We start from the raw sequence: 21,484 nt of genomic DNA on the forward strand, positions 1-21,484 counted from the left end.
AAAGCCCCGAGATGCGTTCTTAAAAGTCGGGAGGCAAGGCTTACTCCCGACCCGGCATCTATCGTGTAACAGCACTCAATCAGAAGCGGTAACTCACAGAAGTCCCAAGCCCGCTCGCACTGTTCTTATATTTGGCACTGTATGCACCTCTGGTCGCCGAGGTGTCGTTGATCTGAACGCTCTCCTCCCACAGATAGGAATAGGCGACATCTATCGTGACATTGTCCGCCGGCGTCCAGCCAGCACCGAAGCTGACAACCTTCCGGTCGCCCGTAGGAATGCGCGGTCCACGATTGGTGTTGTTGGTGGGCGACTGGTCAACTGAAAAGCCTGCGCGAAGCACCCATTGGTTGTTCAGTTGATACGCCGCCCCGATAGCGTGAGCCCACGTATCGTGCCAATTCTGCTCTTCGGTAATGGTGCCCAACGCGCCGCTCAACGCAGGGGGCAAACCGGTGTTCTCGATGGTTAACTCTTTGAAGCGACTCCAGCGAGTCCAGGTACTCCCCAAGTAGACGGTCCAGTCGTTGTTGAGCTGATGAGTCACCGAGAAATCCACGGACTCTGGAGTATCCACATCCAGCGAAGCGTCATAACTGCGGCCACTGACCCCCAACACGCTGAAGATGCCGTCAGTGACCTTTGTCTTGGCATCCAATTTATAACTGACCTTGGAATGGTAGGTCATGCCCAAACGGGTTTGATCTGTCGCCTGCACCAGAATACCGGCGTTGAAACCGACGGCCGTGTCGTCACCCGTGCTTTTGAGTTTTCCGTCATTGCGACCAGGGCTAAGTGGATTGGGCACCATACCGGACAGCTCACCGCTGATTCGGTTGATGGTCGGACCGAACCCGATTGAAACTCTATCGTTGAAGGCATAGCTGATAGTGGGCTGGAACGTGAGGGTCGTGACCTCGCTTTTGTTAGCGTAGTAACGCCCGGCGAAACCACTGCCATAGTCAGTCATCAGACCAAAAGGCACATAAAAACCAACACCGAACGCCCAATGCTCATCGATGGGTTTGACGTAGTACCCCATAGGAACGGTGGTGGTTGGCACCATGTCGCCATCTTCCTGGCCACCGAATGTGCTGCGGGTATGGTTTATGTCGGACTTGGCAAAAAGCGTCGCAGCTCCCACGCCGACCTGCTCTCTTTTCAGGCGAGACATTCCCGCGGGATTACCAAACACCGTGCTCGCATCTTCAGCAGAAGAGGAGCGACCGGCAAACCCCGAACCCATCCCGCTGATGCTCTGTTCATTAAGAGCGAAGCCGCTTGCAAAAACGTTTGAGGATGCGAGCAAGACAGCAAGGCCACATGGGCTCTTGAGCACTATTTTTTTCATTGTTTGGACTCTATGGAATCACTGAGATGACGCAGTAGATGCGACGGACCGCCATATTTATTCATGTGACCAATTCAGTCAATGGTCACAACGCATATAAATAAAGGCCCTTCGCCGAATGGCAGAAGGGCCAAGTGAAAAGACGTTTGATGAACTGTTGCTTACCCGGGGAGCCGTAAACCTCTAGCCGAAGGTCAAGGCATGAGGCTGCGCAAGATGAGGTTGGAAGTGAGCATGGGCGCCTCCTCGACGAAATCGAGGTTGTACTGCAGCAGCAAAGGGTTGACGAAGGGTCGCAGCGCGAGATGTATCGCTTCTACTGTTTCATCCAGCGGAGTCTTGCGTTCAAATTCGCCAATCTCTCGCCCCTCCCGAACGATTTGTGACACGAAGCTTTTGATCTGTGTGTCATAAGCCTTTGTACTGGGCCAGCTTTCCGACGCCGCGAACGCTGCGATGTCATAGAGTTTTCGATCGTTAAAGAACAGATTCACACCTGTAGCGATAACAGTTTTGACCAAACGTCGAAAGCGCTCCGTAGGAGACAGGCCTTCTACATTGATAGCCTGTTCCACAGTCGCGACGATTTCTGCCAGACAATTAGCGCAGATGGCCTCACCGATTGCTTGCTTGGAATCAAAGAACTTGTAGATGTAAGCCTTGGAAAACCCGATGGCCTTGGCCAGGTCGGAAACCGTGGTTTTGCCATAGCCGTATTGACTGAAGTGTTCGTTGGCCGCAGCAACAATCTGATCTCGAATGTCGTGATCGGCTGGGCCACGGAAGCTGGGCGAAGATATTGATGGCTGATTCATGGGAATAGCTTACTCACCCTATCGAGGACTTACAAATTGTGACCAACAGGAAATATCGTCACGAATCGAACATTCGGAAACCATAGCTGATCAGATTTGAAATGGGCTGACGTTTGAGTCATCGAACAGGGCGGATTAGCGCTCCACGAGTTCGTCGCTAATGCTAATTAACCCGCGCCTCGCTGGTAACGAAGTGGGCTGTACTGAATATCAGCGAAATCACCGGGTAGTTTTACTCGGTTTTTGCGCAGACACAAAAAAGCCGATCCATCTGATCGGCTTAAGTGTCTGATTTCACTCAGGAATAATGGTCGGGACGGAGTGATTCGAACACTCGACCCCTAGCACCCCATGCTAGTGCGCTACCGGACTGCGCTACGCCCCGACTAGGCGTGAAACTCGTTCCTCTCCTCGAAGAACGCTCAAGAATATATCGCAAGCTTTTGAAAACTGGAAGTATTCAAAAGCAGGAAATTATTTCTTGAGGACAACCAACACGTCTTCCAACTCGGCAATCATCTGCCGAATCATCTGTTTGTATTGGGTGGTGTCGTCTTTGGCTTCGTCACCAGACAAACGCAAACGCGCGCCGCCGATGGTGAACCCTTGATCGTAAAGAAGCGCGCGGATCTGCCGGATCATCAGCACGTCCTGGCGCTGATAATACCGGCGGTTTCCGCGGCGTTTGACGGGGTTGAGTTGAGGAAACTCCTGCTCCCAATAGCGCAGCACGTGCGGTTTTACTGCACACAGCTCGCTGACTTCACCAATGGTGAAGTAGCGTTTGCCTGGGATGACGGGTAGCTCGTCGTTATGACTTGGTTCCAGCATAAGCCTCAACTCGGGCCTTCAACTTCTGCCCTGGACGAAAGGTGACCACACGGCGAGCCGTGATCGGGATTTCTTCACCCGTTTTCGGATTGCGGCCAGGCCGCTGGCGTTTGTCCCGAAGGTCGAAATTGCCGAAACCGGACAATTTGACTTGTTCGTTGTCTTCAAGAGCGTGCCTGATTTCTTCAAAAAACAGTTCGACCAATTCCTTGGCCTCCCGTTTATTCAGGCCCAGCTCTTCATACAGACGTTCCGCCATTTCAGCTTTCGTCAGAGCCCCCATACGTCACTTCCTTAACGTGGCGTTCAACCTTTGTTCGAGCGAGGTGAGGATGTTTTGCGTCGTGGTATTCACCTCATCGTCATTAAGAGTGCGCGATGGATGCTGCCAGGTCAAGCCGACTGCAAGGCTTTTTCTATCAGGATCAATGCCTTTACCCTGATACACGTCAAATAGCCTGAGGTCTGTGAGCCATTCGCCTGCATTTTCACGGATTACGTCCAGTACGGCGCTGGCCGCAACGTCCGTGGCTGCAATCAGCGCCAAGTCACGACGCACTTCAGGAAAGCGCGATAACTCCTGGAATTTAGGCATTTTTCCCAATGCCACTTCGGCCAGAACCAGCTCGAATACGAAAACCGGGCGATCGAGACCGAGGGTTTTCGACAATTCAGGGTGGATAGCGCCGACGAAACCAACCAAACGACCTTCACGTTCGATGCGCGCGGTTTGACCCGGGTGCAACGCAGGGTGTTTGCCCGGTACGAACGTGAACGAATCCAGTGCACCGGCAAAGCCCAGCACCGCTTCCACATCGGCTTTGACGTCGAAGAAATCCACGACATCGCGGCCCTGAGCCCAGCCTTCCGGCAGACGGCTACCGCAAACAACACCCGCAATCATCGGCTCTTGCTTCAGGCCTTCCAGCTGCCCCACGAAACGCAGGCCGCTTTCGAACAGACGGACGCGATCCTGCTGACGGTTCAGGTTGTGCTGAAGCGCCTTGACCAGACCGGGCCACAGGGACGAGCGCATGGCCGCCATGTCGTTCGAGATCGGGTTGGCCAGCAGCAACGGCTCGACACCCGGATTAAACAACTCGAATTGTTTCGGATCGATGAAGCTGTAGGTGATCGCTTCCTGATAACCACGCGCCACCAGCAGACGACGCAGTTCCGGCAGATCGCTACGCGCTTCGGCCTTGGCTTGCGGCGCCAGGCGAGCTTGCGGGTAACGAACCGGCAGACGGTTGTAGCCGTACAGACGGGCCAGCTCTTCGATCAGGTCGACTTCCAGACTGATGTCGAAGCGGTGGCTTGGCACTTCAACGCGCCACTGCCCTGCCCCATCGGCAGAAATCTTCAGGCCCAGGCCGCTGAGCAGACGCTCGACTTCGGCCGACTCCATTTCCATGCCCAGCATCTGAGTGATGCGCTGCGCACGCAGGGTGACCGGAGCAATCTTCGGCAGGTGCTGTTCGCTGACGGTTTCGATGATCGGGCCGGCTTCACCGCCAGTGATTTCCAGCAGCAGGCCAGTGGCGCGCTCCATGGCTTCACGGGCCAGCTGCCAATCCACGCCACGCTCGTAGCGGTGCGAGGCATCGGTGTGCAGGCCATAGGAACGGGCCTTGCCAGCAACGGCAATTTGATCGAAGAACGCGCTTTCCAGGAAAACGTCACGCGTGGTGGCGGTGTTAACGCCACTGTGCTCGCCACCCATGACGCCAGCGATTGCCAACGCGCGGGTGTGGTCGGCAATCACCAGCGTATCGCTACGCAGGCTGACTTCCTGACCGTCGAGCAGTACCAGCTTCTCGCCTTCTTCGGCCATGCGCACGCGGATGCCGCCATTGATTTCGGCGAGATCGAACGCGTGCAGCGGTTGACCCAGCTCCAGCATCACATAGTTGGTGATGTCGACAGCCGCGTCGATGCTGCGCACGTCGCCGCGACGCAAGCGCTCGACCATCCACAACGGCGTAGGCTTGGACAGATCAACGTTACGGATCACACGACCCAGGTAACGCGGGCAAGCGGCTGGCGCCAGCACTTCGATCGACCGCACTTCGTCGTGCACGGCTGGCACTGCAGACACCACCGGACGGGTGACTTCAGCGTCATACAGCGCGCCGACTTCACGGGCCAGACCGGCCAGGGACAGGCAGTCGCCGCGGTTCGGGGTCAGGTCGACCTCGATGCTGGCGTCGTCCAGGCTCAGGTATTCACGAATGTCCTGACCGACCGGCGCATCGGCCGGCAGCTCCATCAGGCCATCGTTGCCTTCGCCCACTTGCAGCTCGGCTTGCGAGCACAGCATGCCGTTGGACTCAACGCCCCGCAGCTTGGCTTTCTTGATTTTGAAGTCGCCCGGCAGTTCGGCACCGATCATGGCGAACGGGATCTTCAGGCCCGGGCGCACGTTTGGCGCACCGCACACGACCTGGAAAGTCTCCGAGCCATTGCTGACCTGGCAAACGCGCAACTTGTCGGCGTCCGGGTGCTGCTCGGTGCTCAGCACCTCGCCCACGATCACGCCACTGAATTCACCGGCGGCCAGCGTAACGCTGTCGACCTCAAGACCGGCCATCGACAGACGAGCAACCAGCTCGTCGCGACTTACCTGCGGGCTTACCCAGCCACGCAGCCATTGTTCACTGAATTTCATCCTGCTCTCCTAAGAATTCGTTACGACTAGCGAAATTGCGCGAGGAACCGCAAGTCGTTGTCGAAGAACAGACGCAAGTCGTTCACGCCGTAACGCAGCATGGCCAGACGCTCAACGCCCATGCCGAAGGCAAAGCCCGAAAACTCTTCCGGGTCGATCCCGGACATGCGCAACACGTTCGGGTGAACCATGCCGCAGCCCATCACTTCCAGCCAGCCAGTCTGCTTGCAGACGCGGCAGCCTTTACCGCTGCACATCACGCATTCCATGTCGACTTCAGCGGACGGCTCGGTGAACGGGAAGTACGAAGGACGGAAACGCACGGCCAGTTCTTTTTCGAAGAACACGCGCAGGAACTCTTCGATGGTGCCCTTGAGGTCGGCGAAGTTGATATCGCGATCGACCAGCAGGCCTTCGACCTGGTGGAACATCGGCGAGTGGGTGATATCGGAGTCGCTACGGTACACACGGCCTGGGCAGACGATGCGGATCGGCGGTTGCTTCGATTCCATGGTGCGGACCTGTACCGGCGAGGTATGGGTGCGCAGCAACATGTTGGCATTGAAATAGAAGGTGTCATGCATCGACCGGGCCGGGTGATGGCCTGGGATGTTGAGCGCTTCGAAGTTGTGGTAATCGTCTTCAACCTCAGGGCCTTCGGCGATGCCGTAGCCAATGTGGGTGAAGAACTGTTCGATACGTTCCAGAGTACGCGTAACCGGATGCAGACCACCCGAGGTCTGGCCGCGGCCAGGCAGGGTCACGTCAATGGACTCGGCAGACAGTTTGGCGGCCAGGTCGGCCTCTTCAAACAGTGCCTTGCGGGCATTGAGAACCTCTGTGACACGCTCCTTGGCAACGTTGATGAGCGCGCCGACTTGCGGACGCTCTTCTGCCGGCAAATTCCCCAGGGTCTTCATCACCTGAGTCAATTCACCCTTCTTGCCAAGGTAGTGAACCCGGATTTGCTCCAGGGCATTGATATCTTCAGCGCTTTGCACAGCCTCTAGTGCTTGAGAGACGAGCGCGTCCAGGTTTTCCATGTACAGACTCCAGATACAAAATAGGGGAAGAGCTTGAAGGCTCTTCCCCTATTTATGACGTTTAACACCTGGCCCCACAAAGGTGAGGCCGGGTGACTGTCGGGGGTACTTAAGCCAAGGTGGCTTTAGCTTTCTCGACAATCGCAGCAAACGCCGCTTTTTCGTTCACTGCCAGATCAGCCAGAACCTTACGGTCGATCTCGATGGACGCTTTTTTCAGGCCGGCGATGAAACGGCTGTAGGACAGACCGTTGATACGTGCACCAGCGTTGATACGAGCGATCCACAGAGCGCGGAACTGACGTTTTTTCTGACGACGGTCACGGTAGGCGTATTGGCCTGCCTTGATTACCGCTTGCTTGGCAACACGGAATACGCGCGAGCGAGCGCCGTAGTAGCCTTTAGCAAGTTTCAGAATTTTTTTGTGACGTTTACGGGCAATGACGCCACGCTTTACACGAGCCATGAGTTACTTCCTCTATTCTTGACTAAAATTAACGAAGGCGCAGCATGCGCTCGACTTTTGCCACGTCAGACGGATGCAGCAAGCTGCTACCGCGCAGTTGACGCTTACGCTTGGTCGACATTTTAGTCAGGATGTGGCTCTTGAAAGCGTGCTTGTGCTTGATACCGTTAGCAGTTTTCAGAAACCGCTTAGCAGCACCACTTTTCGTTTTCATTTTTGGCATGTTCGGATACTCCGCATTCAGTTGATAAACATAATCAGAAGGCCTGCCGTGCCCTGATGATTACTTCTTCTTTTTCGGGGCGATGACCATGATCAGCTGGCGTCCTTCCATCTTAGGATGCTGTTCGACCGAACCGTACTCGAGCAAGTCACCTTCAACTCGCTTGAGGAGTTCCATCCCCAGCTCCTGGTGGGCCATCTCACGGCCGCGGAATCGCAAGGATACCTTGGCCCTGTCCCCATCACTCAGGAAACGTACCAGGTTGCGCAGTTTTACCTGGTAATCCCCTTCCTCCGTCCCTGGACGAAACTTGATTTCTTTAACCTGAATCTGCTTCTGGTTTTTCTTGGCCGCGGCAACCTGCTTCTTCTTCTCGAAGATCGATTTGCCGTAGTCCATCAGTTTGCAAACAGGGGGTACTGCATCGGCGGAAATTTCCACCAAATCCAGTTTGGCCTCTTCAGCCTTAAGAAGCGCGTCTTCAATTGACACAATCCCAAGCTGTTCACCTTCAGCCCCAATTAACCGAACCTCGCGTGCCGAGATATTCTCGTTGATCGGGGCTTTCGGTGCAGCTCGTTTATCTTGTCTCATTTCACGCTTAATAGTAATTACTCCGAATCTGGGCGACCACGCCGGGAAACCGCTTGCGCGAGAAACTCAGCGAACTGGGCGACGGGCATCGAGCCCAGGTCAGCACCTTCACGAGTACGCACAGCGACAGTCTGCATCTCGACTTCCCGATCTCCGATAACCAAGAGATAAGGAACCTTGAGCAAAGTATGCTCGCGGATTTTAAAGCCGATCTTTTCATTTCTCAAGTCAGACTTGGCACGAAATCCGCTTTCGTTGAGGGTTTTTTCAACCTCGGCGGCAAAATCGGCCTGTTTGTCAGTGATATTCATAATCACTGCCTGGGTCGGAGCCAGCCACGCAGGGAATGCACCCTCGTAGTGCTCGATCAGGATTCCGACGAAACGTTCGAAGGATCCGAGGATCGCCCGGTGCAACATAACCGGGTGCTTGCGACTGTTGTCTTCGGAGACGTATTCGGCTCCCAGACGGACAGGCAGGTTAAAATCGAGCTGAAGGGTACCACACTGCCAGACACGGCCGAGGCAATCTTTCAGCGAGAACTCGATCTTCGGACCGTAGAACGCACCTTCGCCCGGCTGCAGATCGTACGGCAAGCCAGCGCTATCAAGGGCTGCAGCCAATGCAGCTTCGGCGCGATCCCACAATTCGTCGGAACCCACGCGTTTTTCCGGACGAGTGGACAGCTTCATTTCGACGTCTTTAAAGCCGAAGTCGGCGTAAACGTCCATGGTCAGCTTGATGAAAGCGGCGGATTCGGCCTGCATCTGCTCTTCTGTGCAGAAGATGTGGGCGTCGTCCTGGGTGAATGCACGCACGCGCATGATGCCGTGCAGCGCACCCGATGGCTCGTTACGGTGGCAAGCACCGAATTCGGCCAGGCGCATCGGCAACTCACGGTAGCTTTTCAGGCCCTGATTGAACACTTGCACGTGGCAAGGGCAGTTCATTGGCTTGATCGCGTAGTCGCGGTTTTCCGACTGCGTGGTGAACATGTTGTCGGCGTAGTTGGCCCAGTGCCCGGATTTCTCCCACAGGCTGCGGTCAACGACTTGCGGAGTCTTGATCTCCAGGTAGCCGTTGTCGCGCTGAACCTTGCGCATGTACTGCTCGAGCACCTGGTACAAAGTCCAGCCGTTCGGGTGCCAGAACACCATGCCCGGCGACTCTTCCTGGGTGTGGAACAGGCCCAGGCGCTTGCCGATCTTGCGGTGATCGCGTTTTTCAGCTTCTTCAATGCGCTGGATGTAAGCCGCCAGCTGCTTCTTGTCTGCCCATGCGGTGCCGTAAACGCGCTGCAATTGCTCGTTCTTGGCATCGCCACGCCAGTAGGCGCCGGACAACTTGGTCAGCTTGAAGGATTTCAGGAAGCGTGTGTTCGGCACGTGCGGACCGCGGCACATGTCGACGTATTCTTCGTGATAGTACAGGCCCATGGCCTGCTCGTTCGGCATGTCCTCGACCAGGCGCAACTTGTAGTCTTCGCCACGGGCCTTGAACACCTCGATCACTTCGGCGCGCGGAGTGACTTTCTTGATTACGTCGTAATCTTTTTCGATCAGCTGCTGCATGCGCTGTTCGATCGCGGCCAGGTCGTCCGGAGTAAAGGGACGCTCGAAGGCGATGTCGTAATAGAAGCCTTCGTCGATGACCGGACCGATGACCATCTTGGCCGTCGGGTACAGCTGCTTGACCGCGTGGCCAACCAGGTGGGCGCAAGAGTGGCGAATGATCTCCAGCCCCTCTTCATCCTTTGGCGTAATGATTTGCAGCGTGGAATCGCTGTCGATGATGTCGCTGGCGTCGACCAGCTTGCCATTGACCTTGCCGGCCACGGTGGCTTTGGCCAGGCCAGCACCAATGGATGCGGCGACCTCGGCTACGGAAACCGGGTGATCGAATGAACGTTGACTGCCGTCGGGAAGAGTAATAGTTGGCATGGCGCCTCCTCTCCTAGTGGTGACCCCTACCAAAGGTCACGTGGGTTGGGATGAGCCAGTACAAGATCCGATCCAGGCCATTCAATGACGAACGCCTGCCTTACAGCGGCAGGAGCCTTGCGGCCAACCGGAAAACCGAACCAGAGTGACTGGGATTCAAATCAGGGTTATTCGCGCATCTGCCGCCACCGGGACTGAAGGTCATCCGGAGCCTGCAAACGCCCGAGCGAGGCATGCTAGCACAGATGAACGGTCGTCGATGCAACGAGGCTTTGTGCTGGGGCAAATCATGCAATTTATGCCAGAGTGCTGAACTTGAACCCCGCTTTACCCATCAGATAACAAGACATTGACCCACAAGGAGCATCCCAGCATGCATCTGAAACGTTTGTTCGCAGTCGTCGCCCCTATCGTTCTGCTGCTGCCACTGGCCGCCCATGCCGACTGGCCAAAGGGCGAGCGCGATAAATACATGGCTCAATGCACACAGGCAGCGACCCCGCAGATCGGCGTTGCCGCAGCGAAGGCTCACTGCGCTTGCGGTGCTGATGCGATCAAATCGTATCCGGCCGGCGATATCCAGGCATTGATGGACAACAAGGCCAGCCCGGAATTGCAACAGAAAGCACTGGGTCAGATCGCCAAATGCAAAGCCGATACGCCAGCGAAAAAGTGACAAAAAAGTGCTTTTGACCCGGCTCAACACCGATAAAAAGCGCTGCATTTGAGCTTTTTCGTACAATTTATGCAGGTTTTACAGGTTTTTTTATCGTCTTTACTTTCGGCTGAAAGCCTTGTAAAACGGGGCTTTCAGCTACATCAAGCAGCAAACGGAACGCGACTGTAGGGCAAACAGCACGTCCGGGGGGCTCCCAAAGCGAACATTTCGACTATGATACCCCGGTGTGCCCAGTTGGCCTGAGCAGCACAGCACTACTGAAAATATATGTTTCTTGGAGATACACCATGTCTAATCGCCAAACCGGCACCGTTAAATGGTTCAACGATGAAAAAGGCTTCGGCTTCATCACTCCTCAAGGTGGCGGTGACGACCTGTTCGTACACTTCAAAGCTATCGAAAGCGACGGTTTCAAAAGCCTGAAAGAAGGCCAAACCGTTTCCTTCGTGGCTGAGAAAGGCCAAAAGGGTATGCAAGCTGCACAAGTCCGCGCTGAGTAATTTTCAGCCGCACTAAAAAAACCCCGTCCATGTGACGGGGTTTTTTATGGGCGAAGCAAAAGCCTGAAGCGATCAGCCGCAGTTAACGCGGGTGACCACCCGGCTGGCATCGGTATTCAGGTTCAGGCGATCGGAGCGGTATTCCAGCGTCACCATATCGTTAGGCGACAGGAAACGTGCGTTCTGTGCACCTGCGCGGGTACGCGCCTGCTCCAGCAATGCGGGCGAAGCCGGTTTGCCGATGGCGAATTCGGCAGCCTTTGCCTCACAACGGCTGTGACCTGTGTCAGTCGTCGCTACAGGGTCTGCCGCCGAGTCGGAGGACGTGCTGCTGCAACCAGCCAGCAGAGTGACGGCGAACAAAGTACCCAATGACGCAAACTTCCAAGGCATGAAGCCTCCTTTTTTCCAATAGTTAAGCTGAGATCTTGCGACCGCCAATCCGGCATTTGGTTTCAGGGTGAGTGCCATCACCCTGCCCTCGAACCGCACGAGCGGCGAGTTTGCCTGAGCATCGTCCCGTCGTTCATCACTCAATCGTGACTGAATATGAACAGCCCTCAGTAGACGTCGATGTAATCGTACGGCGGGTTCGGCCAGTTTTCTTTTAACGCATTGAAGATCTGCATGACCCAGACCTCATCGCTGGCCGCGACCAATCCTACATAGCCGGAACCCTTGGCCCACGTCTCCAGGCGAAACAGTAGCCCGCTGATATCGGTGCCGCCTACGACACCCGATGAAATGTAGGCAATGCCGGCCTTGGTCACCCGCAGTTGCGTGTGTTCATCATCACTGGCAGAAGCCAGCAGCTGGCGCACCGCCTCAAGGGTCAAGCCGTCGGGCGTGTTCAAATCGATCTGCACAGCGTGGTCCTTGAAAAATCCGTCAAAGACCAAGTGTCGCATAGCCCTTCTCTCATGCCTAAGTCGGAGTGCCAAACGCCGCGCAAAATGGTTAACTCGACAGCCAGACTTTCCCGACTTCACGAGCGCCATCATGTCCACCATAAGCATCGACGCCAACATCACAGTAAAGTGGCCACAGGGTCACAGCTCTTACAGCCCGGGCAGCCCGGAAGAGTTTGCAATCATCGGCATCGATCTGTTGGTCAAGGAACTGGGAACCGAAGCGGCGAAGAAATTCATCGCGCAGATATTCGAGAAATACCCCGCCGACTATATGGGCCTGACAGAGAACGAGCGGGCGTAAAACCCGCAGGCTGGCACCTGCGGGTGTGCAGCTTACTTCAGACGAGCCAGACGCTGGGTCAGCAGGTCGAAGAAACCCTGGGCGTCGCCACTTTCAACCCAGAAAGCGTTCTTCGGCGCTTTCAGGCCGTCATACCAGTCAACAATGGTTTGACCGAAGGTTGGGCCTTCGCGGCTATCGACGACCACGTTGACCGAGCGACCGGTGAACAGTTCAGGCTTGAGCAAGTAGGCGATGACGGTTGCGTCATGCACCGGACCACCCGGTATACCGTAGTGTTCCATGTCGCCTTTGACGTACTCATTGAGAATATCGCCCACCAGCTTGCTGGCATTGTTATTGATCGCTGCGATCTGCTTCAGGCGCGCATCACTGGTGAGGATCTTGTGGGTCACGTCCAGCGGCAGATACGTCAGCTTCACGCCGCTTTTGAGCACCACTTCCGCAGCCTGCGGGTCGGCGAACAGGTTGAACTCGGCCACCGGGGTGATATTGCCGCCGTTGAAATGCGCGCCACCCATGATCACCACTTCCTTGATGCCCTGAACGATTTCAGGTTCCTGGATCAGCGCCAGGGCCAGGTTGGTCTGTGGACCGAGCATGGCGATGGTGATGCTGTGGGGCTTGGCAGCCTTCAAGGTGTCGATCAGGTAATTGACTGCATTGCCGTCGGCCAGACCTTTCTTCGGCTCATGCACGGTGACGCCCGACAGGCCTTCCTTGCCATGGATGTTCTCGGCGTAGATCGGCGTGCGCATCAACGGTTTCGGTGCGCCCGCGTAGACCGGCACCTCCTCGCGCCCTGCCCACTCACGGGCCAGTCGCGCATTTCGCGAAGTCTTGTCCAGGCGCACGTTGCCAGCCACGGTGGTCAGCGCACGAATATTCAATTCTTCCGGCGACGCCAACGCAAACAGCAAGGCGACGACGTCATCGGCTCCGGGATCGGTGTCGATGATCAAGTCGATCTTTTCCGCCGCCTGGGCGCTCGTTGCAGTAATCAGGGACAAAAGCAGCAGACTCCGGAGCAGGTGGTGCAGTTTCTGAGCATAGCGGTGCATATCGCACTCCTTGTGCGTGGGGAACAAATTTGAGTACAGCGCGTTAGAACGTCACCCCCGATACCAGCACGATGTTGCAGTACGGCGCGCATTCGCCTGTACGAACAATCGCTCGCGCCTGACGGCTGAGGACTTTGAATTGGTCATGGCTGAGCAGCTCACGCTGGCCCAGCGCGCCTTTGGCGTTCAGCTCATCCAGCGAGCTCAGGGCAGGCGGTTGTTTGTCCAGAATTTCCTGCGCCAGCACATGGCGCTCAACCTGCATTTCGCTGAGCACGACCTTCAAGGTGCTGACGAAATCCGGAATGCCCTGGGTCAGGGCCAGATCGATCAGTTCGACACCCGGCGGTACCGGCAGGCCGGCATCGCCGATCACGACCATGTCGCCGTGACCCAGGGACGCGATCAGCCGCGACAGTGCAACATTGAGCAAAGGTGTCTTTTTCATGGTGCTTTGAACGCCTGTACATCGGACAAGGTGGGAATCGAAGGTTGCGCGCCGGCACGGGTGACCGACAGCGCCGCGGCAACCTGCCCGAAACGGATCGCTTCAGCTTCGGTTTTACCGGACGCCAGCGCCGCGGCGAAACCACCAACGAAGGTGTCGCCGGCCGCCGTGGTGTCGACAGCCTTCACCTTCGGTGCCGGGAAGTGTTCGAAGCCTGTGCCGTTGGCGAACATCGATCCTTGAGCGCCCAGGGTAATGATGACCTTACCGGCGCCCAAGGCGATCAAACGGGTAGCAGCGGTTTGCGCAGTTTCAAGGGAGTCCACCGGCAACCCACTGAGGGCCGAAGCTTCGCTTTCATTGGGGATCAGGTAGTCGATCGACGCATACCAATCCGCTGGCAGCGGGCGACTGGCCGGTGCCGGGTTGAGAATGACGATTTTGCCCAGCTCACGGCCGCGCTTGAGGGCATGACCCACCGTGGCATCCGGCACTTCAAGCTGACAAATGATCACGTCCGCCGCCTGCAATACGGCATCGAACTGGTCGATCACTTGCGGCGTCAGCGCGCCATTGGCTCCGGCGACGATCACGATGGCGTTCTGACTGTTGTCATCGACCACAATCAAGGCCACACCGCTGGAACCCTCGACAGTGCTGACGGCCTGGCAGTCGATCTGCTCGGCCAGCAGCGCCCCGCGCAGTTCTTCCCCATAAGCGTCGCTGCCGACACAACCGACCATCGACACCTGCGCCCCCAACCGCGCCGCGGCGACTGCCTGGTTCGCGCCCTTGCCGCCGGATACCGTGGCAAACGACTCGCCGATCAGCGTCTCACCGCCACGGGGCAGCCGTGGAGCCCGGGTTACCAGGTCCATGTTCAGGCTGCCTATCACCACTACTTTTGCTGGCATACATCACTACTCGTCAATTCGGTTTCAGCGGTATTCATCGAAGACACCGGCGAGCGGCGCAGTCGATTCTCGCAGGACAATACTGGGCGTCACGATTCGTTGATCGGTGGCCATGTCGGGTTTTGCAATCCGTCGTAGCAAAACCTCGGCCGCCATCTCACCGAGTTGCAGGATCGACTGACCCACGGTGGTCAGCGCCGGATAGACATAGCGGCTCATCTGGATATCGTCGAAGCCGATCACCGACAGTTCGGTCGGCACACGCACATTGCGCTCGGCAGCCGCTCGCAGCACACCGATGCCGATCATGTCGTTGCCGGCGAAGATCGCGCTGGGCGGGTTCTTTTCCAGCAGAATCGCGGCGGCGTTGTAACCGCCCGTGCTGGTGAAGTCACTTTCCAGCATGCGCTCGCGATGCACTTCCACGCCCGCCTCTTTCAAGGCACGGCAATAACCGGCCAGACGCATCTGTGCCACGCTGGTACCGACCGGGCCACCAATGGTGGCGATGTCCCGATGGCCCAATTCCAGCAGGTGCCGGGTGGCCAGATAAGCGCCGTATTCGTGATCGATACGCACCAGGTCGGCATTCACACCTTCCAGTCCGCGGTCGACGATCACCATCGGCGTGCGCACGCCGGCGAGGCCTTCTGCCAGCCCTGCGTCGCCACCGGCCGAGGCCACGATCAACCCGTCGATGCGTTTTTCCAGGAGCACGCGCAGGTAACTGCGCTGTTTGTCCGGGTTGTCGTCGGAGTTGCAGAGGATCACGCAATAGCCGTTTCGCTCGCAGTAATCCTCAATGCCGCGGGCCAGTTCGGCGAAGTACGGGTTGAGGCTGTTGGGCACCAGCAAACCGATGGTCGCCGTGGTCTTGGCTTTCAAAGAGCGGGCCACAGCGCTCGGCACGTAGTCCAGGGTCTTGATCGCCGCCTCGACTTTGATCCGCACCTCTTCACTGACCGGCCGGGTCTTGTTCACCACATGGGACACCGTGGTATAGGAAATCCCCGCGAGTGCCGCTACATCCTTGATCGTTGCCATGACTCAGGTCCGCCGGCTTGCGCGCTGACTGCGATAAGTATCAAGCACCACCGCCACCACGATCACCGCGCCGGTGATGATGCGTTTGGTCGGCTCGGTCGCGCCGATCTGCGCCAGGCCCGCCGCCAGTACGGAAATGATCAGAACCCCGAAGAACGTGCTGATCACCGAACCACGGCCGCCCATCAGACTGGTGCCGCCGATCACCACAGCGGCGATCACTTGCAGCTCCAGCCCGGAGCCGGCATTCGGGTCCGCCGCTTCCAGACGGGAAATCTGGAACAGCGCGGCAATACCGGCCAGCAGCCCCATCAGACTGAAGACCAGGATCTTGTAGGGTTTTGGATTGATCCCTGCCAGACGCACCGCTTCTTCGTTGGTGCCAATGCCGATCAGGTAGCGACCGAACACGGTACGGGTCAGCACGGCCTGAGCAATGATGATGATCAGCAAGGCAATGATGAACGACGGCGAGATGCCAAAGGCAATCGGGTTGGACAGCCAGGCGAAGGCGTCACCGATATAGGCCGTGCGCGAACCGGTCATCTGATACGCCACGCCGCGAGCCATTTCCAGCACGCCTAGGGACACGATGAACGACGGAATTCGCCACGCCACGGTGATCGATCCGGTGATGGTCCCGGCCAACGCCGCAATCGCCATCCCGAGCAGCGCTGCAGGCAGGACGCTCCAGCCCCAGCCAAGAATCGCCACGCTGACGGCCGACGCCGCGAGCGCCAGGACCGAGCCGACCGACAGGTCGATGCCGCCGATGATCAGCACGAACGTCATGCCGACCGCCAGCACCATCAGATCGGGAATCTGGTTGGCCAGGGTGCTGAAGGTGTCGTAAGACAGGAAGTGGCTGCTCAATACCGAGAACAGCGCGACCATCGCCAGCAAGGCACCGGCCAGGCCCAGGTAGGTGCCCAGGCCGTAGAAATTGCCACTACGTTTGCCGGCAGGAGATGCAGTTTTCATGAAAGGTCCCTAGGCGCTGCTTCGTTGAGCAACGCATCACGTTTTTGGTAGCCGGCGAACGCGGCGGCAAGCAAATCATCCTGGGTCCAGCTGTCGCGCTCGAAGGTGTCGATCAGGCGCCCCGCCGACAACACGCCGATCCGGTCGCAGATCAGCATCAGTTCACGCAGGTCGCTGGACACCACCACCAACGCCTTTCCCTGTCGGGTCAGCTCACCGAGCAGTGAATAGATGTCGAATTTGGCGCCGACATCGATGCCACGGGTCGGCTCATCGAACAGCATCACCGAACAGTCACGCTCCAGCCAACGACCGATCACGACCTTCTGCTGGTTGCCCCCCGACAGCTCGGAGACCAGTTGCGTCGGGCTCGAACTGCGGATGCGCATGGCGTCGATCTGACGCTGGGCCAGGGACATTTCGTCAGCATTGTTGACGATGCCGCCACTGGAAATCACCGGCATATTGCCCAACGCGATGTTGGCGCTGATCGACTGGGTCAACAGCAGGCCTTCGCCTTTGCGGTCCTCGGTGATCAGAGCGATGCCATGACCGACCGCATCCGCCGGCGAACGGATGCTCACCACCTGGGCCGGCGAACCCAGCGCGACGGTGCCGCTGTCCGCGGTGTCGGCGCCGAATATCAGACGCAGCAACTCGGTGCGCCCTGCCCCGATCAATCCGGAAATCCCGTAGATCTCGCCGGCACGGACTTCGAAGGACACGTCGCGAACCTTGTCGGAGCGGGTCAGCCCCTTGACCGTCAACGCGGGAGCGCCAATCTTGCGCGGCCCCAGGTCGATGTGTTCGCCGAGTTCACGGCCGACCATCAAGGTGACCAGTTGCTCGCTGTTGTAATTGGCCATCGGCTCGACGCAGACCAGGTTGCCGTCGCGCAACACCGCAATGCGCTGGGCCACTCGCGCCAGTTCTTCGAGGCGGTGGGAGATGTAGATGATCGACACGCCGCGCGCTTGCAGGCGGGTGATCTGTTCGAACAGCATCTCGACTTCACGCGCGGTCAACATGGCCGTCGGCTCGTCGAGGATCAGCACATGGCAATCGCCGATCAGGTTGCGCGCGATCTCGACCATTTGTTGGTGGCCGATACCGAGTTCGCCAACCAGGGTGTCCGGGTCGATCGCGTCGAGCCCGACCTGGGCCATGGCCTCGATCGCGGCTTTGCGCAGTTGTTTGCGGCTGATCCAGCCGCCATTGCTGGGCAGATTGTCGAGAAACAGGTTTTCCGCCACCGACAGGGTCGGCAACAGATTGAGTTCTTGCATGACCATGCGGATGCCCAGGTCTTCAGCCTGGGTTCGGCTGCCGGGGCGGTAATCCTGCCCCTGGAATTGCATGTGGCCGGTGGTCGGCGTGACCAGCCCGCCAATGATTTTCGACAGCGTGCTTTTGCCGGCGCCGTTCTCGCCGGTCAACGCCAGCACTTCACCGCGCATCAGCGTCAGGTCGATGCCGGTCAGGACGGGTTGGGCGTAGGTCTTGCCGATGCCGCTGACCGAGAGGACAGCGTTCGGGGCGGAAACTGACATAAAACTCTCCATGCGCTCGCCCGGACGGGCGAGCACCGTTGTGTCGCCAGAGGGGTTACTTGGTGACCAGCTCTACCGGAGTTTCGATCACGCCGTTGGCGCCGCTGTCGACCTTCTCGCCCTTGATGATTTTCAGCGCAGTCTCGATACCGAACACGGCCTGCTTGGCGGCAAACTGGTCAGCGGTCGCCAGGACCCGGCCGTCTTTCAACATGGGCTTGATCGCGTTGATGTTGTCGTAACCGACCACCTGCACCTTGCCGGCCTTGCCTGCCGCACGCACGGCGGAAACGGCACCGACGGCCATGCTGTCGTTGCCGGCCAGCAGGGCTTTGACTTCCGGGTATTCGCTGAGAATCGAGGCGGCTACCTTGTTGCCCTTGTCGATCTCCCAATCGCCAGATTGCAACGAGACGACCTTGATCTGCGCCGCTTCCATCGCATCCTTGAAGCCTGCGGTGCGGGCCTGGGCGTTGGTGGTGGTGGACACGCCTTCGATGATGCCGACTTCGTCACCGGCCTTCAGTTGCTTGGCCAGGTACTCGCCAACCAGACGCGCACCTTTGCGGTTATCCGGGCCTACAAACGGGACGTTGATGTTCTTGCTTTTGACCACGGCCGGGTCCAGCTGGTTATCGATGTTGATCACAGTGATACCGGCATCGATGGCTTTCTTGATCACCGGAACCATGGCCTTGGAGTCAGCCGGCGCGATGACCAGCGCGTTGACCTTGGCCAGAATCATTTGCTCGACGATGCGCGTCTGCCCAGCGGTATCGGTTTCGTCCTTGATGCCGTTGGAGATCAATTCGAAATCGCCGGAATGGTCTTTCTGATACGCCTTGGCGCCGTCTTCCATGGTCAGGAAGAACTCGTTGGCCAAGGATTTCATGACCAGCGCGACTTTGGGTTTTTCAGGGGTCTCGGCGAAAGCCGAAGAGACAGGCAGCGCGGCGGATGCGGCGGCCAGCATAGCGACAGCAAGAAGACGTCCAGCGAATGGCAGCTTCATGGGTTCACTCCGATCTTATGATTATTGTGAGCAACGCTTGCGCTGGCGTAAGCCTCATTGCGTCCATCAATGGACCCGCCATCGAGAACAGCGCGCAAACGTTTGCGTAGACCGAACTATGCGAACCCTGCTGTGATTTGTCAACGACCTGTTTTGTGTCTCGGCTGGCAAAAACCAACCCTGCACTTCACGCGGTCGTGCTGACCAGAGTGCCAGCGCTGGAGTCCTTGGTCAGTTCTTTCACCAGATTGCCCGCCACCTGGGCCAACGCGCCATTGGTATCGGCGATCTGCCCCTGGATCGACATGACAGCGGTGGTCTTGGCTTCCTCGGTTGGATAAGACGCTGCCTGAGCCGCCGCCAATTGCTGCTGTTGTTCGCGCAACTGCTGTTGCAGTTCCTGCATGCGTTTGAGCAGCACCTGCACCGCAATACTTTGGCTGCTTTTGCTCTCGGATTTGCTCCCTGCGTTGCTTTCGCCCGGAGCAGCACCACCGGTTCTGACCTGATTCGCTTCTTTTCCAATCAGCTGCGTCGACGTCTCTTCCGTCGCTTCGCTCAAGGCATTGATCGTCGACGGAGTCTTGCCACCGATGGTGATTGCGCCCGCATTTGGAAAACCGACAGAAAAAGACATGTGAACTCCCGAAAAAAAAATCCTTGAAGGGGCATCGACCTGTGCACGGGTTTCTTTAGCACTGATTTTATTTCTGGCAAGGCGATGTATTCGCCAGAGGTCGTAGGCCTTTTCGGAGAGCCGAACGCGAAACCTCAACTTATTCGGAAACCCGGACACGAGGCTGTTTAACGCTTGCAGTCCAATGGATAAATATTGATATAAATCATCATGTTAAAAGTTTCTCTCATTCAACGTAGGGCTGGTACAGATCCTGCTCTTCACCTATACCCCAGGCGTTCAGATCTGCCTGGGGCGTATCTAGATGAACTTGCATCAGCACCGTCTCACTACTAGAGAGAAAATAATGAAATCTGCCTTCAACACTTTTATTCCGGGCGCTTTGGCCCTCCTGCTGCTCCTGCCTACAGCCCTTCAGGCAAAAGAAGTCGAAAACCAACAGAAACTGGCCAACGTGGTGATCCTCGCCACCGGCGGCACCATTGCCGGCGCCGGTGCGAGCGCCGCTAACAGCGCGACCTACCAGGCGGCGAAAGTCGGTATCGAGCAACTGATCGCCGGAGTTCCGGAGCTCAGCCAACTGGCCAACGTTCGCGGCGAACAGGTCATGCAGATCGCCTCGGAAAGCATCACCAACGACAACCTGCTGCAACTGGGTCGTCGCGTCGCCGAACTGGCCGACAGCAAAGACGTCGATGGCATCGTGATCACCCACGGCACCGACACCCTGGAAGAAACCGCGTACTTCCTGAACCTGGTGGAAAAAACCGACAAGCCAATCATCGTCGTCGGCTCCATGCGCCCGGGCACCGCGATGTCGGCTGACGGCATGCTGAACCTGTACAACGCCGTCGCCGTCGCCAGCAGCAAAGACGCTCGCGGTAAAGGCGTATTGGTGACCATGAACGATGAGATCCAGTCGGGTCGCGACGTCAGCAAAATGATCAACATCAAGACCGAGGCGTTTAAAAGTGCCTGGGGCCCACTCGGCATGGTGGTTGAAGGCAAATCCTACTGGTTCCGCCTGCCGGCCAAGCGCCACACCATGGATTCGGAATTCGACATCAAAACCATCAAGAGCCTGCCTGACGTCGAAATCGCCTATTCCTACGGCAACGTCAGCGACACGGCCTACAAGGCATTGGCTCAGTCCGGCGCCAAAGCGATCATCCATGCCGGCACCGGCAACGGTTCGGTCTCTTCGCGTGTAGTCCCTGCCCTGCAAGCCCTGCGGAAGGACGGCGTGCAGATCATTCGTTCGTCCCACGTCAATGCCGGCGGTTTTGTCCTGCGTAACGCTGAACAACCTGACGACAAGTACGACTGGGTCGTGGCACATGACCTGAACCCGCAAAAAGCCCGCATCCTGGCCATGGTTGCACTGACCAAGACCAACGACAGCAAAGAGCTGCAGCGGATGTTCTGGGAATACTGATTCACCCTCGCCCGACCGATTCCGGTCGGGCACTGCATTCACCACTCGCCAGCCTTGGCGAGTGGTTCATACCCCTTCCG

Annotated in this window: 24 protein-coding genes and 1 tRNA gene; 4 read left to right on the forward strand and 21 right to left on the reverse strand. The window is 57.6% G+C overall.

Annotated elements, in window-relative coordinates:
• Positions 1 to 79: 79 nt before the first annotated feature.
• From ACA049_RS20260 to thrS, 11 genes are all read right to left on the reverse strand, one after another.
• Positions 80 to 1,351, reverse strand: coding sequence for an OmpP1/FadL family transporter (locus ACA049_RS20260; protein WP_497329291.1), 1,272 nt, complete (start codon positions 1,349 to 1,351; stop codon positions 80 to 82).
• 194 nt (positions 1,352 to 1,545) lie between these two features.
• Positions 1,546 to 2,166 carry a TetR/AcrR family transcriptional regulator gene (locus ACA049_RS20265; RefSeq protein ID WP_497329293.1) on the reverse strand — a complete coding sequence of 207 codons (621 nt, stop codon included), beginning with the start codon at positions 2,164 to 2,166 and terminating at the stop codon, positions 1,546 to 1,548.
• Positions 2,167 to 2,474: 308 nt separating this feature from the next.
• Positions 2,475 to 2,551: transfer RNA gene (locus ACA049_RS20270), tRNA-Pro, on the reverse strand.
• An 89-nt stretch (positions 2,552 to 2,640) separates the two neighbouring features.
• The gene (locus tag ACA049_RS20275; protein ID WP_003179985.1) at positions 2,641 to 2,997 is read right to left on the reverse strand and encodes a MerR family transcriptional regulator; all 357 of its coding nucleotides are present in this window, start codon (positions 2,995 to 2,997) and stop codon (positions 2,641 to 2,643) included.
• The gene (gene ihfA / locus ACA049_RS20280) at positions 2,978 to 3,280 is read right to left on the reverse strand and encodes an integration host factor subunit alpha (RefSeq protein ID WP_002553164.1); all 303 of its coding nucleotides are present in this window, start codon (positions 3,278 to 3,280) and stop codon (positions 2,978 to 2,980) included. Before ihfA ends, ACA049_RS20275 begins: the two co-directional genes overlap by 20 nt.
• Before the next feature lie 3 nt (positions 3,281 to 3,283).
• On the reverse strand, positions 3,284 to 5,665 hold the full coding sequence (gene pheT / locus ACA049_RS20285; protein ID WP_497329295.1) for a phenylalanine--tRNA ligase subunit beta: 2,382 nt from the start codon (positions 5,663 to 5,665) through the stop codon (positions 3,284 to 3,286).
• Between the two features lie 26 nt (positions 5,666 to 5,691).
• Positions 5,692 to 6,708 carry a phenylalanine--tRNA ligase subunit alpha gene (pheS, locus tag ACA049_RS20290; protein ID WP_007905876.1) on the reverse strand — a complete coding sequence of 339 codons (1,017 nt, stop codon included), beginning with the start codon at positions 6,706 to 6,708 and terminating at the stop codon, positions 5,692 to 5,694.
• Positions 6,709 to 6,817: 109 nt separating this feature from the next.
• Positions 6,818 to 7,174 carry a 50S ribosomal protein L20 gene (gene rplT, locus ACA049_RS20295; protein WP_007905879.1) on the reverse strand — a complete coding sequence of 119 codons (357 nt, stop codon included), beginning with the start codon at positions 7,172 to 7,174 and terminating at the stop codon, positions 6,818 to 6,820.
• A 28-nt stretch (positions 7,175 to 7,202) separates the two neighbouring features.
• A complete protein-coding gene (gene rpmI / locus ACA049_RS20300; protein WP_002553160.1) occupies positions 7,203 to 7,397 on the reverse strand; it encodes a 50S ribosomal protein L35 in 195 nt (64 codons plus the stop codon).
• Positions 7,398 to 7,457: 60 nt separating this feature from the next.
• Positions 7,458 to 8,009 carry a translation initiation factor IF-3 gene (infC, locus tag ACA049_RS20305; protein ID WP_176469887.1) on the reverse strand — a complete coding sequence of 184 codons (552 nt, stop codon included), beginning with the start codon at positions 8,007 to 8,009 and terminating at the stop codon, positions 7,458 to 7,460.
• The gene (gene thrS, locus ACA049_RS20310; protein ID WP_010455934.1) at positions 8,009 to 9,931 is read right to left on the reverse strand and encodes a threonine--tRNA ligase; all 1,923 of its coding nucleotides are present in this window, start codon (positions 9,929 to 9,931) and stop codon (positions 8,009 to 8,011) included. The genes infC and thrS overlap by 1 nt, the downstream gene beginning before the upstream one ends.
• Positions 9,932 to 10,304: 373 nt before the next feature.
• Here thrS and ACA049_RS20315 point away from each other — a divergent pair, with 373 nt between their 5' ends.
• Together ACA049_RS20315 and ACA049_RS20320 are read left to right on the forward strand one after the other, a co-directional pair.
• A complete protein-coding gene (locus tag ACA049_RS20315; protein WP_497329297.1) occupies positions 10,305 to 10,607 on the forward strand; it encodes a hypothetical protein in 303 nt (100 codons plus the stop codon).
• A gap of 290 nt (positions 10,608 to 10,897) precedes the next feature.
• The gene (locus tag ACA049_RS20320; RefSeq protein WP_007905882.1) at positions 10,898 to 11,110 is read left to right on the forward strand and encodes a cold-shock protein; all 213 of its coding nucleotides are present in this window, start codon (positions 10,898 to 10,900) and stop codon (positions 11,108 to 11,110) included.
• 72 nt (positions 11,111 to 11,182) lie between these two features.
• On the opposite strand, the gene ACA049_RS20325 is transcribed toward ACA049_RS20320, so the two are convergent.
• Both ACA049_RS20325 and ACA049_RS20330 read right to left on the reverse strand, forming a co-directional pair.
• Positions 11,183 to 11,503: an I78 family peptidase inhibitor gene (locus ACA049_RS20325; RefSeq protein ID WP_497329299.1), complete on the reverse strand. Its 321-nt coding sequence runs from the start codon at positions 11,501 to 11,503 to the stop codon at positions 11,183 to 11,185.
• 167 nt (positions 11,504 to 11,670) lie between these two features.
• On the reverse strand, positions 11,671 to 11,976 hold the full coding sequence (locus tag ACA049_RS20330) for a hypothetical protein (protein WP_497329301.1): 306 nt from the start codon (positions 11,974 to 11,976) through the stop codon (positions 11,671 to 11,673).
• Positions 11,977 to 12,109: 133 nt separating this feature from the next.
• Between ACA049_RS20330 and ACA049_RS20335 the strand changes: the two genes are divergently transcribed.
• The gene (locus ACA049_RS20335; RefSeq protein WP_497329303.1) at positions 12,110 to 12,322 is read left to right on the forward strand and encodes a hypothetical protein; all 213 of its coding nucleotides are present in this window, start codon (positions 12,110 to 12,112) and stop codon (positions 12,320 to 12,322) included.
• A 32-nt stretch (positions 12,323 to 12,354) separates the two neighbouring features.
• Here the strand turns inward: ACA049_RS20335 and ACA049_RS20340 are convergent, their stop codons facing one another.
• The 8 genes from ACA049_RS20340 to ACA049_RS20375 form a co-directional block, all read right to left on the reverse strand.
• On the reverse strand, positions 12,355 to 13,383 hold the full coding sequence (locus tag ACA049_RS20340) for a nucleoside hydrolase (RefSeq protein ID WP_497329305.1): 1,029 nt from the start codon (positions 13,381 to 13,383) through the stop codon (positions 12,355 to 12,357).
• Positions 13,384 to 13,426: 43 nt separating this feature from the next.
• Complete coding sequence (gene rbsD / locus ACA049_RS20345) at positions 13,427 to 13,831, reverse strand: D-ribose pyranase (RefSeq protein ID WP_109633142.1); 405 nt, start codon at positions 13,829 to 13,831, stop codon at positions 13,427 to 13,429.
• On the reverse strand, positions 13,828 to 14,745 hold the full coding sequence (rbsK, locus tag ACA049_RS20350) for a ribokinase (protein ID WP_497329307.1): 918 nt from the start codon (positions 14,743 to 14,745) through the stop codon (positions 13,828 to 13,830). Before rbsK ends, rbsD begins: the two co-directional genes overlap by 4 nt.
• A gap of 24 nt (positions 14,746 to 14,769) precedes the next feature.
• The gene (locus ACA049_RS20355; protein WP_497329309.1) at positions 14,770 to 15,789 is read right to left on the reverse strand and encodes a LacI family DNA-binding transcriptional regulator; all 1,020 of its coding nucleotides are present in this window, start codon (positions 15,787 to 15,789) and stop codon (positions 14,770 to 14,772) included.
• A gap of 3 nt (positions 15,790 to 15,792) precedes the next feature.
• Positions 15,793 to 16,770, reverse strand: coding sequence for an ABC transporter permease (locus ACA049_RS20360; RefSeq protein ID WP_102595445.1), 978 nt, complete (start codon positions 16,768 to 16,770; stop codon positions 15,793 to 15,795).
• Complete coding sequence (locus tag ACA049_RS20365) at positions 16,767 to 18,320, reverse strand: sugar ABC transporter ATP-binding protein (RefSeq protein ID WP_497329312.1); 1,554 nt, start codon at positions 18,318 to 18,320, stop codon at positions 16,767 to 16,769. Before ACA049_RS20365 ends, ACA049_RS20360 begins: the two co-directional genes overlap by 4 nt.
• Before the next feature lie 55 nt (positions 18,321 to 18,375).
• Entirely contained in the window at positions 18,376 to 19,332 is a 957-nt protein-coding gene (locus ACA049_RS20370; RefSeq protein ID WP_497329314.1) for a sugar ABC transporter substrate-binding protein, read from the reverse strand.
• A 187-nt stretch (positions 19,333 to 19,519) separates the two neighbouring features.
• Positions 19,520 to 19,969: a hypothetical protein gene (locus ACA049_RS20375; RefSeq protein ID WP_497329316.1), complete on the reverse strand. Its 450-nt coding sequence runs from the start codon at positions 19,967 to 19,969 to the stop codon at positions 19,520 to 19,522.
• Between the two features lie 346 nt (positions 19,970 to 20,315).
• Here ACA049_RS20375 and ACA049_RS20380 point away from each other — a divergent pair, with 346 nt between their 5' ends.
• Entirely contained in the window at positions 20,316 to 21,404 is a 1,089-nt protein-coding gene (locus ACA049_RS20380; protein ID WP_497329318.1) for an asparaginase, read from the forward strand.
• The last annotated feature ends 80 nt before the right edge of the window (positions 21,405 to 21,484 follow it).

It is taken from the genome of Pseudomonas sp. LBUM1662 (assembly GCF_059695915.1).

Bases quoted from the DNA above. Each gene is read 5' to 3' on its own strand.
- pheS (WP_007905876.1), bottom strand. From the start codon at position 6,708: ATGGAAAACCTGGACGCGCTCGTCTCTCAAGCACTAGAGGCTGTGCAA.
- ACA049_RS20320 (WP_007905882.1), top strand. From the start codon at position 10,898: ATGTCTAATCGCCAAACCGGCACCGTTAAATGGTTCAACGATGAAAAA.
- ACA049_RS20315 (WP_497329297.1), top strand. From the start codon at position 10,305: ATGCATCTGAAACGTTTGTTCGCAGTCGTCGCCCCTATCGTTCTGCTG.
- rplT (WP_007905879.1), bottom strand. From the start codon at position 7,174: ATGGCTCGTGTAAAGCGTGGCGTCATTGCCCGTAAACGTCACAAAAAA.
- ACA049_RS20265 (WP_497329293.1), bottom strand. From the start codon at position 2,166: ATGAATCAGCCATCAATATCTTCGCCCAGCTTCCGTGGCCCAGCCGAT.
- ACA049_RS20325 (WP_497329299.1), bottom strand. From the start codon at position 11,503: ATGCCTTGGAAGTTTGCGTCATTGGGTACTTTGTTCGCCGTCACTCTG.
- rbsK (WP_497329307.1), bottom strand. From the start codon at position 14,745: ATGCCAGCAAAAGTAGTGGTGATAGGCAGCCTGAACATGGACCTGGTA.
- rpmI (WP_002553160.1), bottom strand. From the start codon at position 7,397: ATGCCAAAAATGAAAACGAAAAGTGGTGCTGCTAAGCGGTTTCTGAAA.
- ACA049_RS20380 (WP_497329318.1), top strand. From the start codon at position 20,316: ATGAAATCTGCCTTCAACACTTTTATTCCGGGCGCTTTGGCCCTCCTG.
- rbsD (WP_109633142.1), bottom strand. From the start codon at position 13,831: ATGAAAAAGACACCTTTGCTCAATGTTGCACTGTCGCGGCTGATCGCG.
- ACA049_RS20335 (WP_497329303.1), top strand. From the start codon at position 12,110: ATGTCCACCATAAGCATCGACGCCAACATCACAGTAAAGTGGCCACAG.
- ACA049_RS20355 (WP_497329309.1), bottom strand. From the start codon at position 15,789: ATGGCAACGATCAAGGATGTAGCGGCACTCGCGGGGATTTCCTATACC.
- ACA049_RS20275 (WP_003179985.1), bottom strand. From the start codon at position 2,997: ATGCTGGAACCAAGTCATAACGACGAGCTACCCGTCATCCCAGGCAAA.
- ACA049_RS20360 (WP_102595445.1), bottom strand. From the start codon at position 16,770: ATGAAAACTGCATCTCCTGCCGGCAAACGTAGTGGCAATTTCTACGGC.
- ACA049_RS20365 (WP_497329312.1), bottom strand. From the start codon at position 18,320: ATGTCAGTTTCCGCCCCGAACGCTGTCCTCTCGGTCAGCGGCATCGGC.
- pheT (WP_497329295.1), bottom strand. From the start codon at position 5,665: ATGAAATTCAGTGAACAATGGCTGCGTGGCTGGGTAAGCCCGCAGGTA.
- ACA049_RS20370 (WP_497329314.1), bottom strand. From the start codon at position 19,332: ATGAAGCTGCCATTCGCTGGACGTCTTCTTGCTGTCGCTATGCTGGCC.
- ACA049_RS20375 (WP_497329316.1), bottom strand. From the start codon at position 19,969: ATGTCTTTTTCTGTCGGTTTTCCAAATGCGGGCGCAATCACCATCGGT.
- thrS (WP_010455934.1), bottom strand. From the start codon at position 9,931: ATGCCAACTATTACTCTTCCCGACGGCAGTCAACGTTCATTCGATCAC.
- ACA049_RS20340 (WP_497329305.1), bottom strand. From the start codon at position 13,383: ATGCACCGCTATGCTCAGAAACTGCACCACCTGCTCCGGAGTCTGCTG.
- ihfA (WP_002553164.1), bottom strand. From the start codon at position 3,280: ATGGGGGCTCTGACGAAAGCTGAAATGGCGGAACGTCTGTATGAAGAG.
- ACA049_RS20260 (WP_497329291.1), bottom strand. From the start codon at position 1,351: ATGAAAAAAATAGTGCTCAAGAGCCCATGTGGCCTTGCTGTCTTGCTC.